The sequence below is a fragment of the Streptomyces sp. MH60 genome, from assembly GCF_002939385.1.
GTDB lineage: Bacteria > Actinomycetota > Actinomycetes > Streptomycetales > Streptomycetaceae > Streptomyces.
In genome coordinates, this window is the sequence record NZ_MULI01000006.1 from 15507 (window position 1) to 34423 (window position 18917).

Below are 18917 nucleotides of genomic sequence, written 5' to 3' on the forward strand. Positions count from 1 at the left end.
CTCGCGGGCACCCCGCGCCCCTTTCGTCGGTTCTAGCCTTCCGACGCGGCAAGCTCGGCGATGGCGGCCGTCGCGCGGGCGCAGTTGTCGCGGTCCTCGAAGGCGAAGAAGGCACGCGCCCGGTAGTCGTACTCCGGCTCCCGGACACACCCGTTGCTGAGGTACCGGATCACCTCGGTCACCACTTCCTCGACGTTGCCGCACACCGGCCCGAACCCGTCGTACGCGGCTTCGAAGTACCCCTTCCTGGCGTGCTTCGCCCAGTACTCGTCCGGGTCGAACCGGGCATAGACGAGCGGCGTGCCGAGGTAGGCCATGTCGAAGTGGACCGAGGACCAGTCGGTGATGAACAGGTCGCACTGGCGCAGCGCCGTCTGAACGCTGACCTTGGTCTGGTCCAGGCGCTGCACCCGGGGGTGCTCCGGCACCACTCCGTCGATCATGTTCCGCATCTCGTAGTGCGGAAGGAAGTCGAGCACGTAGTCGTAGTGCTCCAGCGCCTCCATGAGCTTCGGGTGGCGCAGCAGCTGCACCATGAATTCGCGGTAGGTCGACTCCCGGAAGATCTCGTCGACGGCGTCCTGGTCGGCACCGTCCTGCTGGAGGTAGGAGGGGATCGTCAGGTACTTGCGCCAGGTGGGCATCAGCAGGACCCGCCTGCGGCCGCGGTCCGGCTGCAGGGCGTCGAAGCGCGGGAAGCCCAGCGCCTTGGCCTGGTCGCCGTAGTGCATGTGCTCGGAGAAGTACTGGGCCTCCCGGTCACTGGTCGCGAACACCAGGTCCACTCCGGTCCGGTTGCGGTGCAGCGCCTTGCTGCCGTCCTCGTCCGTGACCCCGTGCTGGAGGAAGACCCGCCGGGCCCCGATGCGCCAGTTGAGGTGCTTGAGGTACTTCGTGCGGTCCCAGCCGTCCGGGAGCATGTACGAGTCGATGTCGTAGGCGTTGATGAGCAGCGACGCGTGCAGCATGAGGAGCTTGTGCTTCCAGGAACTGTGCGCCACCACGTTCCCCAGGCGCTTCAGCTTGGCCCGGTCCGCGCTGCCCTTCTCGATGATGTAGTAGGCCTTGCGGCGACGCTCGTGCTTACGCAGATAGGTGAACAGGTGCAGGCTGTTGTCCTGCGCGGTGTCCCTGCGCTCGCCGATCAGCCAGATCTCCTTGCGGCCGTAGAACCGGAGCGTGGCCCGCCGGATGGCGCGAGCGCGCCAGAAGGGTGCCTTGCGCTTCTTCTGGTCGTGGTCCAGTTCCTGGAGGAACTCCTCCCAGTCCTTGTCCCCGTCCCGGCCCCGCGCTTCCCGTACCACCAGTACGGCGTTGTCCTTGCCCTTCGACAGCGGAAGGACCCAGCGGTCCGCGACCTTCATGGGCCGGGCGCTCCGCAGCATCGCCGTGGTGGTCATGCACGGGCGCGAGACATCGCGGCCGGAGGTGCAGAAGACCAGCTTCAGCGGGAATTCGCCGTCCTTGAGTGCGCCTGCCGGCACGACCGCCTCGAATCCGCCCCAGGCGAGGTCGTCCCGTGTGGCCAGCAGGTCACTGCGCCAGACCTGCTGGGCGGGCACCATCTGACCGCTCTTCTCCACCCACAGTTGCAGTCGGTTGCGCATGGGGCGGCCCATCGGGAGTCCGTTGAGGACGAACCGTCCGGCGACCAGGACGCCGCCGGACTCCGGGTCCGCCTGGATCCGTTCCACGTGCACGCTGGTGGAGGAGACCTTGGTGAGCGGAAGCAGTGCGCTCGGCACCGCCACGTCGAGGTAGAGGTCCCCGCCTCGTCCGTACACACCGCCGATCGCTTGGTCCGGGCGGGCGAAGAGCTCGTACCAGTTCATGTACATCGCGAGGAACGGCACCCGGTGGCGGGCGTCGTGGGTGGACGCCAGGACCGCGTCGGGTGTCACCAGCGTGTAGACCGCACGGGCCCGCTGGAAGAGCTGGAACAGCTCTTCCTCCGGCAGGATCTGCGGCGCGCGCAGGGCGAATCCCTGGTAGCTGCGCACCAGGAACCGGTTGAGGACCTCCTGCCGGTGGCCGGAGAGGCGGGAGCGGAGGGTCATCAGGTACTCCTCCAGAAGGAGGTGGTCCCAGTAGTTCGCCGTGCGCTCCCACAGCTTGTCCATGGTGGAGTCCTCGGCCGCCCGCTTGCGGTACTTGTAGACCGTGCTCGGCACCATGGCGATGCGGTCCGCGAGCAGCATGGCGGGCACCGAGAAGAACGCGTCCTCGAAGTGCACGCCTTCGCGGAACCGGATGTTGTTCGCGCGGATGAACTCGATGTCGAAGAGCTTGTGGCAGGCGCTGCCGCCATGGATCATCTCCGGAATGTTCTCGATTCCGGGGTGCACCTGCACCTGCTTGCCGAAGTAGCGCAGCCAGGGCCAGTTGGTCTCCTCCGGGAACGTCTCCATCCGCCCGATGGTGAGCGGCACCCGCTCCTTGACCGCGGTCCGCCACATGGTTTCCAGGGCGTCGTCAGGCAGTACGTCGTCGGAGTCGCAGAACGTGATGTAGCGGGCGCTGACCAGGTCCATCCCCGCGTTCCTGGCCCCTCCTGCCTTTCCCTCCGCGTGCACGAACGCCCATACATTGGGGTGCCGCGCTGCGAATTCCGCTGCGATGGCGGCCGAGCTGTCGCTGCTGCCGTTGTCGACCAGGACCACCTGGCAGCGGTCGAAGATCGTCTGGCGGGCCAGCGAGTCCAGGCACTCCGGGAGATATCTCTCCACGTTGAAGATGGGGACGACGACGGCGACGGCGTAGAGGGGCTCGAACACGAAGGACTCCTGATTTCTGACGAATACCCCATTTCTGGAGCGGGCGCTGATCAGTGCTGGCTGGACTCGATGACCAGTTGGGCGGTACCGCCCTCGGCAGCGATCCGGGCGAGGCCGTGGAATCCGTTGACGGGCGGGTTCTGGGCCAGGGCCGGGGAGACGGCGCAGGGGCGCGAGACGTCCCTCCCCCGGGTGCACACCACGAGGCGCACGGGGAAGGAGCCGGCCGGGAACTGCCGGGGGTCGACGGTGACGCTGAAGACCGCTCCCGCCTGGTCCGGCCGGTCGTGGGAGTGTCCGTGGTTCACCGCCGGAAGGGTCGTGCCGCTGCGTTCGAACCAGACCTGCAGCTCCAGCTTGGCCAGCAGTTCGTCGGGGACACCGTTGACCGAGAAGCGGCCGTGGATCACCGCTGTCCCGCCGTCACCCGCGGAGACGCCCTCGATCCGGGCCGGGACGGACGTGACCTTCGTGAGCGGCAGCCCCCACGACGTGCCCGGGTAGTCGACGTAGAGGTCCCCCTCGCGGCCGAAGACGGGGCCGAGGACGGAGGCCGGACGGTAGAAGAGGTCGAAGTCTCCGACATGCAGCGCGAGGTACGGGAGCCGGTGCCTGGTGTCGTTGGTACTGCGCGCGAACTGCTCGGAGGTGATCCCCCAGTAGAGCGCGCGGCAGCGCTCGAAGAGCTGTCGGCAGTCGGCCTCGCCGAAGATGTTCGGTGCTCTGAGCAGGAAGCCCTGCATGCTGCGGACCAGAAACCGTTCCAGCGTTTCCTGCTGGTACGGCGTGAGCGTCTGGCGCATCGCCGCGAGGTACTCCAGCATCACCAACTGGTCGGCGTAGTTCTGCGGGAGGTCCCAGATGGTGTCCATGACGGAGGTGCCGTCACCGCGCCTGCGGTACTCGTAGACGGGAGCGTCGACCAGGGCGATGCGCTCCGAGAGCAGCAGCGCGGGCAGCGAGACGTAGGCGTCCTCGAAGGCGGTGCCGGTACCGAACCGTATGCCCTGGGAACGCAGCAGATCGAGGTCGAAGATCTTGTTCCAGCAGGACGCCGAGTGGATCAGGTCAGGAATGTCGACGACGCTGCTCACTGTCTTGACGTTCTTGCCGAAGTACTTGTGCCACGGTGCCTTGACCGGCTTCGGAACGTGCTTCTCCCGTCCCACGACGACCGTGGCCCGCGTCTTGACGATGGTGTTGCGGAGCACTTCCAGGGACCGCTCGGGCACCATGTCGTCGGCGTCCCAGAAGACGATGTACGGCGTTGTCGCCATGTCCATGCCCATGTTGCGCGCATCCCCGGCCCTGCCCTCGGGCTGGGCGACCAGGTCGACGTTGGCGTGCCGGCCGGCGAACTCGCTCGCGATCGCCACCGACTGGTCGGTGCTGCCGTTGTCGACGAGGATCACATGGGCACGCGCCAAAGCCGTCTGCGCGGCCACCGACTCCAGAAACTCGCCGAAGTAGTTCTGGACGTCGCGGAACGGCACGACGACCGTGACGTCACGGTTGCCTTGGGACATATTTCCTCCTGGAACACCACATCAATGCTTCGAACCCCGAATGAGGCTGTCGATCGCTTCCGAGGCCCTCACACTGTTCTGCTGGTCCCGGTACTCGAAGAAATCCTCCGCCCGTCGCAGGTACTCGGGCTCCCGCGCACATCCTTCCCGCATGTAGCGCACCACTTCGGCGACGGTCTCTTCGACGGTTTCGCACACCGGCCCGAAACCGTCCCGGCGGGCGTCGAAGTACCCCTTCTGGTAATGCCCGTCCCAATATTCGTCGGCGTCGAACTGCGCGTACACCAGGGGCGTCCCGAGGTACGCGACGTCGAACGCGGTCGACGACCAGTCCGTGACGAAGAGATCGCAACGGCGCATGGCCTCCTGCACACTGATCTCGTTCTGATCGACGATCCGGACCCGTTTCCGGTCCGGCGCCATGTCCCCGACCATCGCGCGCATTTCGTAGTGCGGCAGGAATTCCAGGGTGTAGTCGTACCGGTCCAGTGCGGCCAGCAGAGCCGGGTCGTTCAGGAAGCGGACCATGAATTCCCGGTAGCCGGAGGCGAGGAACCGGTCGCGCGCGGCCTGTCGCGCCTCGCGGCCACCGCCGTCACGGCTGTAGGAGGCGACGGTCAGATAGGCGCGCCACGTCGGCATGAAGAGGATCGTGCGGCTGCCGCGAGCAGGGGTCAGCGCGTCGAAGCGGGGAAAACCGCTGACCTCCACCTGGCCCTCGTAGCCGAGTTCCTCCGACAGGAATCGCCCCTCGTCCCGGCTCACCGCGAGGATGAGATCGACACCCGTGCGGTTGCGGTGCAGGCCCTTGCTGACGTCCTTGTCCGTCACCCCGTGCTGCAGGAAGATCCGGCGCGCACCCACGCGCCAGCTCAGGTGCTTGAGATAGCGGGTCCGGTCCCAGCCGTCGGGCAGCATGTAGGTGTCGATGTCATAGGCGTTGATCAGTGCGGTCGCGTGCAGCATCAGCAGCTTGTGCTTCCAGGAGCTGTGCGCGACGACGTGTCCGAGCCCGGCCAGGTGGACTCTGTCCGGGCTGCCGGCCCGGATCACGTAGTACGCCCCGCGCCGCCCTCCGGAGGTGCGCACGTGGCGGAACAGATGCCACCCGTTGTCCTGCGCGGTGTCGCCCCGCTCCCCGAACAGCCAGATGTCCCGCCCCAGGAACAGCGGCTTCAGCGGCTTGGTGAGCAGTCGGAGCAGACGCTGCTTCCAGAAGGGCCGTCGGCGCAGTACGTGTTTGGCGTCCTTGGCGACAAGGCCGCCCAGCACCGTGCGTCCGCCGAGTCGGCGGGCCGTCCCGAGGACCATCAGGATCGCCCGGTTCCTCCCCTTCCAGTGCGCCACCACCCGAGTCCCGCCATGTTCGACGACGCGGGCCCCGCGCAGGTAGCCCGCGGCGACCAGACACGGGGTGACCGCCTGGCCGCCCTCGGCGTCGACGGCGAACTCCAGGTCGTGGACGCCCTGCCGCAGGGCGTCGATGGGCAGTTCCGCGGTGAAGCCGCCCCATTCGGTGTCCGGCCGCGTGTTCCTCATGTCCCGCCGGCGGACCTGGGTGGCGGGGACGCTGAGACGGCTTCCGCGTACGCGCAGGCTCAGGTGCGCGTCCAGCGGCCGGACCATGGGCATGCCGCCCACGTCGAACCGCCCGGAGAGCCTCAGCGTTCCGGTTCCCGGCACCTCGCGGACGTGTTCGAGGTGGGCGGTGAAGGGGGTGGCCCGCGCCAACGGGGCCAGCCGGTCGGGAAGGTCGCCGAGGAGGCAGGCGCCACCGTCACGTACGGAGAGCTTGTGCAGTCGGGCCGCCCGGTCCGCGAAGAGGCCGAAGTCCCCGGTGGCGAACGCGAGGTAGGCCACGCGGTGGCGGGCGTCGGCGGTGGCCCTGAGGACCAGGTCCGGCTCGACGTCGCGGTAGACCGCACGACACCGCGAGTAGATGTCTTCCAGTTCGGCCCCATGGAAGAGGTCGGGCGCCCGGAGGGCGAAGCCCTGGTAGCTCCGGACCAGGAAGAGGTCGAGCACGGCCCGCGAGAGGTCTGGGAGGCCCGCGCCCATCCGGTGCAGGTGCTCCACCAGCCGCAGGTGGTCCCAGTAGTTCTGCCGCCGCGTCCAGATCGCGTCCATGGTCGAGTTGCCCGCCGCGCGCTTGCGGTACTGGTAGACGCACTGGTCGACCAGGGCGAGGCGGGTGGCGAGCACGAGCGCGGCCACGCCGACGTAGGCGTCCTCGAAGTGGACGCCCTCCGCGAAGCGGATGCCGTGGGAGCGCAGGTAGGCGAGGTCGAAGAGCTTGTTGCAGGCACTGGCGCTGTGCACCAGCTCGGGCAGCTCCGCCACGCTGCCGAACGTCTGGTCGCCCTTGCCGAAGTACCCCTTCCACGCCCAGTTGGTCGGCTTGGGGAACGTCTCCATCATCCCCACCACGACCTGGGCGCCGGTCCTCGTGGCAGCCGCCAACAGGTGTTCCAGCGCGGCGGGCGGCAGGACGTCGTCGGAGTCGCAGAAGGTGATGCGGGCACTGGTCGCCCGGTCCATCCCGAGGTTGCGGGCCGCTCCGGCGCCCCCGCCGCGGCGCACCAGCACGGTGGTGTTGGTGTGCCGACGGGCGAACTCGGCGCAGAGCCGGTACGAGCCGTCCGTGCTGCCGTTGTCGACGAGCAGGACCTCGCAGCGCTCGAACACCGTCTGCGCCGCGATGGAGTCCAGGCACTCCTGGAGGTACTGCTCCACGTTGTACACCGGCACGACCAGCGTGACGTCATAGGCATTCATGTGCGGTGGGGCTCGCTCGCAGGCTCGATGGCGTTCCTGTGGTCCGCCACTTCATAAGGGCTGGGCACCGGGAAGTAGGCCTTGAGGAAACGATCCAGCATGATCCGTTGCGCTTCCGGGTCAGCCGCTTCGACCGTGTCGTTGAGGCAGAAGGTGTCCATGTTCCGGTTGGCGAGGAGGGTGTTGAGGCGCCGGTCGGCGAGATCCGCCGAGAGGTCGATGTACCGGTACTGGATCTCCCCCACCGTGGCCCGCGCCGAGTGATAGGCGAAATAGTGGTGCAGCGAGGAGGCGATCGGCACGTCGTCCGGGGAGCGGAAACGCGAATGCTGGGTGGCGGCGTGCTCCTGCGCGAAGGTCTCCTCGATCTCCTCCAGCACACTCCTGCGCAGCGCGTGCGGGGTGTGCTTCATCTTCTGGGAAATGGCGGTACCGAATTTCTGCGCAATGAGCCAACGACTGTTCTTTCCCGCGGCATTGACGGGGAGGTCGTCCGGGGAGGCGGCCCCGCCCGGTATCAATGCGGGCGAGGTGAAGAACTTGGTGATGCCGTTCGGGTGGAAGAAGTGCGCGGGCGTGACCGGCCGGCCGAAGAACACGTCGTCGTTCAGGTAGAGGAAGCACTCCGAGAGGCCGGGAATGTGGTGCAGCTGGCTCTCGATGGCGTGGGAGTTGAACGTCGGCAGGGCGGTGGCCTCGGAGAAGATCTCCCGGTGGTCCACCACCCGGAGGTTCGCGTGCTGCGTCTGGAGCCAGGACGGCACCTGCCCCGCCGTCACGAGATAGATGTTGCGCACCCAGGGTGCGTTCTGGTGGAGCGACCGCAGTGAGTAACGCAGTTCGTCACGGCTGGTGAACCGCGAGTCGTTCGCCGCCTGCTCGTGCAGCCCGTCCGCGGAGAACCCCCGGCGCACACGGTCGCGCGAGGCCCGCCAGACCGGGTCCGAGTCGTCCACCCAGGTGTACACGACATCGATGGGGAACTGGTGGTCCTCGGGGAGCGGTACGGCGAACTCGGCCAGCGTCCGGGCCTTCCCCGTGCGGTATGCGGGGGGTATGGGGCTGAAGAGGCTCTGCGGCGCCGACTTGCGCGCGGCGTCCACCGGAACCGCGTCGATGACCCGGTTGGGCCGCGGAGCGCGCAGCTCCCCGTCCCGCTCCGTCCACATCTCGATGTCGCATCCGCTGGCCGCGCCGAAGACCAGTTGCTGGGTCGGGTCGCACACGTACCAGGCGACCCTCAGCACCTTGTGGTTGCGCAGCTGCCGCCAGGACCGCTCCTCGTCGCCGGGCTCCATGCGGGCCTCGCCGCCGGTGGCCGGTCCCACGTAGCCCGGGGCCTGGTCGAAGGCCAGCCGGAGCATCTCCTCCACCAGCGGGCGGGACGCGGTGGGGACGGCGACGGCGGGCAGTCCGCTGTTCGTGCCGCGCACGCAGAAGTAGTCGATGCCCGCCGACTCCAGAACGGAGACCACGATGTTGAGGTTGCGGGCCCGGGCCGCCCAGTCCGTCGCCCCCTCGACCAGCAGCGCACGCATGTGGCGGCGGCCGACCCGGACGACTCGCCGGGTGTGGGCGGGGCTGTGCCGAGGAGCGTTGCGCTTGCCTCCCATCGCCCAGACCACCGCGGCGGAGCGTACGGAGTCGGCGGCGGTGAGCGAGGACTTCACCGCCCTGCGGACGGGGGTCGGCACCCCGCGGACGATGCGTCGCCTCGCGCCGGTCGGGACCGCAGACCGGTACGCCGAAATCAGCGCTCCGGCTTCAGGGTTGTCCGAGCCACCCACGAGGCATCCACCATCCGTACCCAGCAGCTCTGCCCTCCAAGGACTTCCACACCTCGCTGTGTGGGGCCTTGGACTAGAAGAAGCACGCATTCCCAGACACGGGGGCCCATCACCCCCGATTCGACCGCGATCGCCACACACCGGCAATCCATCAAACTTTCACATAATGGTTTCCTAAAAGTCCAGATCAAGACAGCCAACAGACAGCTTGCGACGCGTGACGATCACCACATGCGACGGGTACAACCATTTGTCGCTCTGGACTTTCAGCGCGGTGTGCTGTACAGGCGCGCTCTCAACTGCCCGGCAGGCGCTCCCAGTCGGACAGGGTCAGCCCCGGCTCCGGCCGCTGCCTGTTCACCAAAACGGCGCCGTCCGCGGCGACCATCGCCATGACGATCCGGCCATGTCCGTCCAGTGCGAGCGCCGGAGTGCCGGCACAGGCCAGCCCGGTGTCGGTCCACCACAGCCCGCCGGACTCGGCGCCGGTGCCGCACACGCCCAGCACGGCTGTCCCCGTACGTCCCTGGTGGGCCAGGACCGTGCAGTCGTAGCCGTCGACGGCGGCACGGAGCGTGGCGTGAGGTCCCTCCCCCGGCGCCCCGCCGGCGGGGAAGGCCCACTCACCGGGCCGCTGCGCGTAGACCCCCGTCCCGCTCTGTTCGGACCAGTACGCGGTGAACACTCCTGGCGAGGTTTCGAGGAGCGCGGCCGAGCCGGGCACGGGAGCCGGGGTGAGGTCCTGCGCCCGCCGCAGATCCGCCCCGGGTTCCGTCTGCACCCAGTGCATGACCGAGCGGTGCCCCGGCGCGAGCAGTTCGACCAGCCCGGCCGAGTTCGCCGCGGCGCTCAGTCCGCCCGCGACCGCGCCGCCGCGCAGGTCCTTCCATGCCTCCCACGCCCCGCTCCTGGCCTCGCGCCGCAGCATGACCCCGCCGGGGCCACCGGAGACGAAGACGTGGACCGTGCCCTGTCCGTCGACGGCGGCAGTCGGCGCACCGAGGCTCGCCGCCTCCCTGGGGTCACGGAAGGGGTTGCCGAGGGAACGCCAGTCGCCGAGCGTCCGCCCCGTCTGGTACTGCACGGCGTAGACCAGATCGGCCTTCGGCCCGCCACCGCCCGACCGCTCCCTGCGCCCGAGGAAGTGCGCGTAGCGGTTGGCCCCCTGGGCCACGGCCAGACACGTCAGCCCCTCGACGGGAAAGAAGTCCGGCCCGCTGAAGCGGCCGCCGCCCACCGCGGTCTCCGTCCAGCGGTGCACACCGCCCTCGACCAGCGCGTAGGCACTGAGGCGGTCGTCGTTCCCGCGCAGCAGCCATGACCCCGTGGCCGCAGAGGTCACGGACGCGCGCTGGGGCCGCACCCCGGTCGTGACACCGGGCCGGGTCTCCCGGTCCACCGCCTGCGCACCTCTGCCGCGCATGTGTGCCGTCCCCTCCCACGCCGGTCCTGGTGTCCACAGATGACTCCAGAATTCGCCACATCATACGCACGACCGAACAGGTGTCCCAGGTCTCTGCCGGTACCGCACGGGCCTCGCACAGCGGTCTCTCCAGCAGGTGCCGGCGCGCGCGGAGCCACGGGTGGACCGGACGGCTCGCTCTCCCGTCGGGGCACACACCGGGCACATCGGTCGTACGAGTGCTCGACCGCGTGTCTATAGTTCAATGCCAACCAAGCGTCAGCCGAGCAGCACCGACCCGGCCCCTCACGGGAGCGGCCTGCTCCTGCCCTCAGGGCACGAGTTGCGAGGACCCGCCGTGAGCCACGACCTGAGTACCCCCGTGCCGCCTGCCCCTCAATCGCCGCGCGAGGGGCGGGGGAGCCGACGAGCCGGGAAGAACGGGAAGAAGAAGCGCCGTACCGGACGAAACATCCTGCTCGGCCTGGCGGTACTCGTCGTGGCAGCGGGCGGCACCGCCTACTGGCTCTACAGCGACCTCAACGGCAACATCGACGGCGTCGACATCAACGACGCGATCGGCAAGGACCGGCCGGAGAAGCTCCCCACCTCCGGGCAGAACATCCTGGTCCTCGGTTCCGACTCGCGCGCGGGCGACAACGCCGGACTGAACACCGGCAAGGTCGCGGGGGCCCGTTCCGACACGGCGCTGGTGATGCACATCCCCGAGGGGCGCAAGGAGGCCGTCGCCGTCAGCATCCCGCGTGACACCCTGGTGACCCGGCCCGAGTGCACCAAGCCGGACGGCTCCGAGGTGGCCTCGGCCGAGCGTGTGATGTTCAACTCCGTCTATTCGCAGGTCGGTCCGGCCTGCGTGGTCAAGACGGTGGAGAAGATGTCCGGGGTCCGCATGGACCACTACGTGGAGATCGACTTCGCGGGCTTCAAGGACCTGGTGGACGCGATAGGCGGCGTCACCGTCACCGTCGACCAGGACATCCACGACAAGTCCAGCGGGCTCGACCTGACGGCCGGTACCCACAAGCTGAACGGCACCGACTCGCTGGCCTTCGTGCGCACCCGGCACGGCATCGGTGACGGCAGCGACCTCGGGCGGATCGGGCTCCAGCAGGAGTTCATGATCGCCCTGCTGAGCGAGATCAAGAAGCAGGACCTCCTGGGCAGCCCGACCAAGACGTACAAGATCGCCGACACTCTCACCGCGGCCCTGACCACCGACTCCGAACTCGCCTCGCTCACCGCGCTCGCGGACTTCGGACGCAGCCTGAACGGGGTCGACCCGTCGACGATGGAGACCATCATGCTGCCGGTGGCGTACGACAAGATCGACCCGAACCGGGTGGTGGCCGCTCAGCCGCAGGCCTCCACGCTGTGGAAGGCGATCCGCGGCGACAAGGAGATCCCGGAGTCGGCGAAGAAGTCCCCCGCGGGCGGCAAGACTTCCTGACCCGCCACCGGTAGGTCCACCGGGGGGGGAGAAGGCCGTCGGGGCCCTCCCCCGGTTCTCGCCGTTCCCTCAGACCGCCCCCCAAGCCCCCAGTGCCAGCCCCGCCTCGTCCTTCCGGCGGGTCAGCAGCAGTTGGCCGGACGACGGGGACAGGGTGGCCGCCGCCAGGCGGCCGTCGGTGTCCAGGGCCAGGGAGACGGTCGCGTCGGACGGCAGGGCGGGGCCCGACTCGGTCCAGGCCGCGCCCATCTCCTCCAGTTCCGTGGGGTACGCGGCGAAGGCGACACGGCCGCTGCCCGCCGAACGCTGGGCGAGCAGCGTGCAGTCGTGGCCGTCTATGACGGTGCGGACGGCGGCCACGGGGCCGGGGCCGGCGGCGGCCACCAAGGGGGTCGGTTTGCCACCGGGGCGCCAGGCGCACAGCTCACCGGTGTCGTCGTCGGTGAAGAAGACCGTGGTGTGCTCCGTGGAGGTCGCCAGGGCGCGCAGGGTGCCCGGGCGGACGGCCGCGTCGAGGCGCTCCCCCAGCACCGGTCGCGCACCCGGTTTGTCCTGGCTCCAGTGCAGGATGCCGCCCTCGACGGACGCGTACAGCTCGACCAGGCCGGAGTCGGCCGTGACGGCGGCGGGCGACTCCTGGACGCCGCGGCCCTTCAGGTCCCGCCAGGGCTCCCAGCCGCCCTTCTCCTGCTGGGCCACCATGCTCATGCCGCCGCCGCCGTTGCGGACGAAGACATGGGCGCGGCCCTGCGCGTCGACCGCGACGGCGGGGGTGCCGGTGCGGCCGCCCTGCTTGTTGGGGTGGCCGGCCGGCTGCCAGTCCAGGGGCGCGAGCAGCGGCCGGAAGTGCGTGGTGTGCACCAGGGCACAGCGGTCGGCACCGGTCGGGCGCCAGGCGACCAGGTGGGCGTAGCCGTCGGGGCCCCGGCCGGCCGCGAGGCCGCCCGGGTGCAGTTCCTGGTCGCCGCCGATGCGGCGCGGGGGCTCCCAGGGGCCCGCGGGCGCGCGTTCGGCGCGCCACAGGGCGGCGTCGTTCGACGGGAGGTACACACTGAGGCGGCCGTCGCGGCCGAGGAGAAGCCAGTCGCCATTCACCGCATCACTCTAAGCGGGACCGTCGGCTCCGTGTCGGTCGGGTACGGTCGAAGGCGCTGGGGGGCGGGCGGCGCGTGCGACCCTGGCGGGATGGAAGAGAACGCGTCCCTGCTCGTGGTCGTCGATGCCGCGAACGTGGTCGGTTCGGTGCCCGACGGCTGGTGGCGGGACCGGCGCGGGGCCGCGGAGCGGTTGCGGGACCGGCTGGCGGCGGACGGGGTGCCGGGGCGGTCCGGGCCGGTGGAGGTCGTGCTCGTCGTCGAGGGCGCGGCCCGCGGGGTGGAGTCCGTGGCCGGCGTACGGGTGGAGTCCGCGCCCGGCAGCGGGGACGACCACATCGTCGAGCTGGTCGCGCGGACGGCGGGCGGCCGTCCCGTCCTGGTCGTGACGGCCGACCGCGGGCTGCGCCGCCGGGTGACGGAGCTGGGCGCGGAGGTCGCGGGGCCGAGGACGGTGCGGCCCGGGTGACGGCCGGAGCGCGCGCACGGGCCGGCGACGCGCACTCCGCCGCTCACGCGGTCCGCCGCTCACACCGTCCTGCGTCGCGCTACGGGCCCTTCGGGGCGGGCGGCTCGGCCGGTGCCTCCTCGCCGCGGGCCAGACGGCTGTGGGTGCGGCCGTAGAGGAAGTACACGACGAAGCCGATCGCCATCCAGACGCCGAAGCGGACCCAGGTCTCGGCGGGCAGGTTCAGCATCAGCCACAGCGAGGCGGCCACGGACACGATGGGCAGCAGCGGCACCAGCGGGGTGCGGAAGGCGCGGGGCAGGTCGGGCCGGGTCCGGCGCAGGATGATCACGCTGATCGCGACGATGACGAAGGCGAAGAGCGTACCGATGTTCACCAGCTCGGCCAGCTCGCTGAGGCTGGTGAAACCGGCGACGATCGCGATGATTACGCCGAGCAGGATGGTCGGCCGGTAGGGGGTGCGGAACTTCGGGTGGACGTGGGAGAAGAAGCGCGGCAGCAGTCCGTCGCGGCTCATCGCGAAGAACACCCGGCTCTGGCCCAGGAGCAGGATCATGCAGACCGTGGTCAGGCCGACGGCGGCGCCGAAGCTGATCACGCCGGAGAAGAAGGGATGCCCCGTGGCCTTGAACGCGTCCGCGAGCGGGGCGTCCACGGAGAGCTTGGTGTAGTGCTGCATGCCGGTGACGACGATCGAGACCGCGACGTACAGGACGGTGCAGATGATCAGGGAGCCGAGGATGCCGCGGGGCATGTCGCGCTGCGGGTTCCTGGTCTCCTCGGCGGCCGTGGCGACGATGTCGAAGCCGATGAAGGCGAAGAAGACGACCGAGGCGGCCGTGAAGATGCCCATCACGCCGAAGTTGGCCGGTGCCCAGCCGAACATCAGCTGGATCAGTGGTGAGTGCAGTCCCCCGCCCGCCTCGACGGGCTGCGACTTCGGGATGAAGGGGTCGTAGTTGGCGCTCTTGACGAAGAAGGCACCCGCGATGATCACGATGAGGACGACCGCCACCTTGATGGCGACGACGAGCGAGGTGATCCGCGCCGACAGCTTCATGCCGAGCACGAGGATGGCGGTGAGCACCAGCACCAGGGCCGCGGCGAGGATGTCGAAGCCGAAGCCCTCCGCGCCGTCCCTGCCGCCCAGCGCGGCGGGCATGTGCCAGCCCGCGTTGTCCAGCAGCGAGCGGATGTAGCCCGACCAGCCGACGGCCACCACCGCCGTGCCGAGCGCGAACTCCAGGACCAGGTCCCAGCCGATGATCCAGGCGGGCAGTTCGCCGAGCGAGGCGTAGGAGAAGGTGTACGCGGAGCCGGCCACCGGGACGGTGGAGGCGAACTCGGCGTAGCACAGCGCGGCGAGCGCGCAGACGACTCCGGCGACGACGAACGCCAGGGCCACGGAGGGCCCGGCGTTGTTCTTGGCGACCGTGCCGGTCAGTACGAAGATGCCGGTGCCGATGACGACGCCGATACCGAAGACGGTCAGGTCCAGCGCCGACAGGGATTTCTTGAGCGCGTGCTCGGGTTCCTCCGTGTCACGGATGGACTGCTCGATCTTCTTGGTCCTGAAGAGGGTGTTGCTCACGGGGACCTCCCACGCTTGTCGTCCTCGACATGATCGAGAGGGGGCGTACTGCGTATGCCCCGGCGTAGGCGATTTCACGCGGATGGGCCGGTTCCGCCACTGCAACGAGTGGCGGAACCGGCCCATCCGGCCCAGTGCGGAGTGCGGACGTCAGTCGCGCGCGGCCTCCACCTGGTCCACCTCGGCGCCCGCGCGGTCGTACTTGCCGTCGAGCTTGGCGACCAGACCGGTGACCTGGCGCGCGATGTCGGGCGCGGTGAGCCCGATCTCGGCCAGCACCTCGGCGCGGGAGGCGTGGTCGAGGAAACGCGGCGGGATGCCGAAGTCGCGCAGCGGTACGTCGACGCCGGCGTCGCGCAGGGCCTGGGCGACGGCGGAGCCGACCCCGCCGACCCGGGAGTTGTCCTCGACGGTGACGACGACGCGGTGGCGCTCGGCGAGCGGGGCCATGGCCTCGTCGACGGGCTTGACCCAGCGCGGGTCGACGACGGTGGTGGAGATGCCCTGCTTGTTCAGCAGCTCGGCGACCTCCAGGCACATCGGCGCGAGGGCGCCGACGGAGACCAGGAGCACGTCGGGCGTGTCGGTGCCGGGGGCGCGCAGCACGTCCATGCCGCCGACGCGGCCGACGGCGGGTACGGCGGGGCCGACGGCGCCCTTGGAGAAGCGGACCACCGTCGGCGCGTCGTCCACCGCGACGGCCTCGCGCAGCTGGGCGCGGACCTGGTCGGCGTCGCGCGGGGCGGCCAGGCGCAGGCCGGGGACGACCTGGAGGATCGACATGTCCCACATGCCGTTGTGGGAGGCGCCGTCGGTGCCGGTGACGCCGGCCCGGTCCAGCACGAAGGTCACGCCGCACTTGTGCAGGGCGACGTCCATCAGGACCTGGTCGAAGGCGCGGTTGAGGAAGGTGGCGTACACGGCGAAGACCGGGTGGACGCCGCCGTGGGCGAGCCCGGCCGCGGACACCGCGCCGTGCTGTTCGGCGATGCCGACGTCGTAGACGCGGTCCGGGAAGGCCTTGGCGAACTTGTCGAGGCCGACCGGCTGGAGCATGGCCGCGGTGATGGCGACGACGTCCTCGCGCTCCTTGCCGAGCTTGAGCATCTCGTCGCCGAAGACGCTGGTCCAGTCGGCGCCGGAGGTGGAGATGGGCAGGCCGGTGTCGGGGTGGATCTTGCCGACGGCGTGGAAGCGGTCGGCCTCGTCCTGGAGGGCGGGCTGGTAGCCGCGGCCCTTCTCGGTGAGGCAGTGCACGATGACGGGGCCGCCGAAGCGCTTGGCGCGGGTGAGGGCGGACTCCAGGGCCTCCAGGTCGTGGCCGTCGATCGGGCCGACGTACTTGAGGCCGAGGTCCTCGAACATGCCCTGCGGGGCGATGAAGTCCTTCAGGCCCTTCTTGGCGCCGTGCAGGGTGTCGTAGAGGGGGCGCCCGACGACCGGGGTGCGCTCCAGGACCTCCTTGGTGCGGGCCAGGAAGCGCTCGTAGCCGTCGGTGGTGCGCAGGGTCGCCAGGTGGTTGGCGAGGCCGCCGATGGTGGGCGCGTAGGAGCGCTCGTTGTCGTTGACGACGATGACCAGGGGGCGGTCCTTGGCGGCGGCGATGTTGTTCAGCGCCTCCCAGGCCATGCCGCCGGTGAGGGCTCCGTCGCCGATGACGGCGACGACGTGGTCGTCGCGCTCCAGGACCTGGTTGGCCTTGGCGATGCCGTCGGCCCAGCCGAGGACCGTGGAGGCGTGGCTGTTCTCGATGACGTCGTGCTCGGACTCGGCCTGCGAGGGGTAGCCGGACAGGCCGCCCTTCATCTTGAGCTTCGAGAAGTCCTGGCGGCCGGTGAGCAGCTTGTGCACGTAGGACTGGTGGCCGGTGTCCCAGAGCACCTTGTCCTTCGGCGAGTCGAAGACGCGGTGCAGGGCGAGGGTGAGTTCCACCACGCCGAGGTTGGGGCCGAGGTGGCCGCCGGTCTTGGAGACGGCGTCGACGAGGAAGGTACGGATCTCCTCGGCCAGCTGAGTCAGCTCTTCCAGGCTGAGCCGGTCCAGATCGCGCGGTCCCGTGATGCGGGTCAGCAGCGGCACCCGTGCCTCCTTGCAGTAGAGCTGTTGCCGGGCTCGTCGAGTCTAATGTTCCGCTCCGGCGGAACGTGTCCGGGCGGTGCGTCGTACGTCACGCGTTCGGCCTTACCCAGGGGCGGGCCGTTCTACGTCTTCCCGGTCCGCGTCTTCCCGGTCCGCGTCCGCCGGCACGTCGCCTCCGGCTTGGGGACACCTTTACCCGGCTGGTCCAGTCCACCGTGCGCACGGTGTCCAGGCCGGGTGGCTCCCGGCCCGGTCGATTGGTCTAGTCCCATTCTGGTCCAGACCATTGCGTCCCCCGGTGTACCGGCGATATCCCCGTACCCGGCAACACCCCAGCACAGCACGGGAATCGACGTTCCTCCCCACACACACCGGGACTGACATGAGACGCATGCGTTCCATCCGCGCGGCCCTCACCGCGGCCGCCACCACCGTGGCCGCGGTGGGCCTCGCCCTGTCCGGCACCGGCCCGGCCCAGGCGGCGACCCCGCTGCCGGACCGGGTCTTCGCGCCGTACTTCGAGGCCTGGACCGGCGAGAGCCCGGCCGCGCTGGCCGCGCAGTCGGGCGCCAAGCACCTGACCATGGCCTTCCTCCAGACGGCGTCACCGGGCTCCTGCACGCCGTACTGGAACGGCGACACGTCGATGCCGATCGCGCAGTCGACCTTCGGTGCCGACTTCGACACCATCCAGGCGAACGGCGGCGACGTCATCCCCTCGTTCGGCGGCTACACGGCCGACACCACCGGCACCGAGATCGCCGACAGCTGCACCGACGTCCAGCAGATCGCCGCGGTCTACGAGAAGGTCATCACCACCTACGACGTGACCAGGCTCGACATGGACATCGAGATCGACTCGCTGGACAACACCGCGGGCATCGACCGCCGCAACAAGGCCATCAAGCTGGTCCAGGACTGGGCCGCCGCGACCGGCCGCCACGTCGAGATCTCCTACACGCTGCCCACGACCACCCGCGGCCTCGCGGGCAACGGCGTCGCCCTGCTGGAGAACGCCGTCAAGAACGGCACGAAGGTCGACGTCGTGAACCTCATGACGTTCGACTACTACGACAACCAGCAGCACGACATGGCCAAGGACACCCAGACGGCGACCCAGGGCCTGCACGACGTGCTGGCCCGGCTGTACCCGCAGAAGTCCTCCGCCGAGCTGTGGCACATGATCGGCGTCATCGAGATGATCGGCGTCGACGACTTCGGACCGGCGGAAACCTTCACCCTGGCCAACGCCCGCACGGTCTACGACTGGGCACTGAAGCAGGGCATCAACACCCTGTCCTTCTGGGCGCTCCAGCGGGACAACGGCGGCTGCGCGGGCGGCGGCGCGGCCGACAACTGCTCGGGCATCCAGCAGAACACCTGGGACTTCTCGCACATCTTCGCGCCCTTCACCGGCGGCGGCACCGCCCCGGCGAACGACTTCTCCCTCTCCGCCACCCCGGCCTCCGGCACGGTGACCGCGGGCGCCTCGGCCACCACCACGGTGAAGACCGCGGTGAAGACCGGTGAGGCGGAGACGGTGCAGCTCAAGGCGAGCGGGGTCCCGGCGGGAGTCACCGCCGCGTTCAGTCCCGGCTCGGTCACGGCGGGCGGGCAGTCGACGCTCACCCTCTCCACCACCGGCCAGGCCGTCTCGGGGACCTACTCCGTCACCGTCACGGGCACCAGCCCGTCCGGCAGCCACAGCACCACGTACGCGCTGACCGTCACCGGCGGCAACGGCAGCCAGTGCACCGCCGCCCCGTGGAAGTCGGGGGCGGTCTACACGGGCGGGCAGCAGGTCTCCCACGAGGGGCACACCTGGAAGGCCAAGTGGTGGACGACCGGCGAGGAGCCCGGGACCACCGGCCAGTGGGGCGTCTGGCAGGACCTCGGCGCCTGCTGACCACCACGAGCGAGTATCCGTACGACGAAGCGGTCCGCCCGCCGGC

General features: G+C 69.7%; 11 protein-coding genes. 3 read left to right on the forward strand and 8 right to left on the reverse strand.

The genetic code is table 11. The annotated features are described in order from the left end of the window. Positions 1–32 precede the first annotated feature (32 nt). The 5 genes from BZZ08_RS06495 to BZZ08_RS06515 all read right to left on the reverse strand — a co-directional run bounded on the left by BZZ08_RS06495 (position 33) and on the right by BZZ08_RS06515 (position 10285). On the reverse strand, positions 33–2774 hold the full coding sequence (locus BZZ08_RS06495) for a bifunctional glycosyltransferase/CDP-glycerol:glycerophosphate glycerophosphotransferase (RefSeq protein ID WP_133169154.1): 2742 nt from the start codon (positions 2772–2774) through the stop codon (positions 33–35). Positions 2775–2824: 50 nt separating this feature from the next. Next, a complete protein-coding gene (locus BZZ08_RS06500) occupies positions 2825–4300 on the reverse strand; it encodes a glycosyltransferase family 2 protein (RefSeq protein ID WP_104631172.1) in 1476 nt (491 codons plus the stop codon). A gap of 21 nt (positions 4301–4321) precedes the next feature. Then, a complete protein-coding gene (locus BZZ08_RS39800) occupies positions 4322–7075 on the reverse strand; it encodes a bifunctional glycosyltransferase/CDP-glycerol:glycerophosphate glycerophosphotransferase (protein ID WP_104631173.1) in 2754 nt (917 codons plus the stop codon). Beyond that, a complete protein-coding gene (locus BZZ08_RS06510; protein ID WP_446750236.1) occupies positions 7072–8769 on the reverse strand; it encodes a stealth family protein in 1698 nt (565 codons plus the stop codon). Before BZZ08_RS06510 ends, BZZ08_RS39800 begins: the two co-directional genes overlap by 4 nt. A 388-nt stretch (positions 8770–9157) precedes the next feature. Continuing rightward, entirely contained in the window at positions 9158–10285 is a 1128-nt protein-coding gene (locus tag BZZ08_RS06515) for a hypothetical protein (protein WP_104631175.1), read from the reverse strand. Positions 10286–10622: 337 nt separating this feature from the next. On the opposite strand from BZZ08_RS06515, the gene BZZ08_RS06520 reads away from it, so the two are divergent. Further along, on the forward strand, positions 10623–11732 hold the full coding sequence (locus tag BZZ08_RS06520; RefSeq protein ID WP_446750237.1) for an LCP family glycopolymer transferase: 1110 nt from the start codon (positions 10623–10625) through the stop codon (positions 11730–11732). A 69-nt stretch (positions 11733–11801) separates the two neighbouring features. Here BZZ08_RS06520 and BZZ08_RS06525 read toward each other — a convergent pair whose 3' ends face one another. Further along, positions 11802–12827 carry a hypothetical protein gene (locus tag BZZ08_RS06525; RefSeq protein ID WP_104631176.1) on the reverse strand — a complete coding sequence of 342 codons (1026 nt, stop codon included), beginning with the start codon at positions 12825–12827 and terminating at the stop codon, positions 11802–11804. 90 nt (positions 12828–12917) lie between these two features. Between BZZ08_RS06525 and BZZ08_RS06530 the strand changes: the two genes are divergently transcribed. Then, complete coding sequence (locus BZZ08_RS06530) at positions 12918–13295, forward strand: NTP pyrophosphohydrolase (RefSeq protein WP_104631177.1); 378 nt, start codon at positions 12918–12920, stop codon at positions 13293–13295. Positions 13296–13374: 79 nt separating this feature from the next. Here the strand turns inward: BZZ08_RS06530 and BZZ08_RS06535 are convergent, their stop codons facing one another. Then, complete coding sequence (locus BZZ08_RS06535) at positions 13375–14886, reverse strand: amino acid permease (protein ID WP_104631178.1); 1512 nt, start codon at positions 14884–14886, stop codon at positions 13375–13377. Positions 14887–15036: 150 nt separating this feature from the next. Further along, entirely contained in the window at positions 15037–16965 is a 1929-nt protein-coding gene (dxs, locus tag BZZ08_RS06540) for a 1-deoxy-D-xylulose-5-phosphate synthase (RefSeq protein ID WP_104631179.1), read from the reverse strand. A 382-nt stretch (positions 16966–17347) separates the two neighbouring features. Between dxs and BZZ08_RS06550 the strand changes: the two genes are divergently transcribed. Then, on the forward strand, positions 17348–18871 hold the full coding sequence (locus tag BZZ08_RS06550; protein ID WP_104631180.1) for a chitinase: 1524 nt from the start codon (positions 17348–17350) through the stop codon (positions 18869–18871). Positions 18872–18917: the final 46 nt, after the last annotated feature.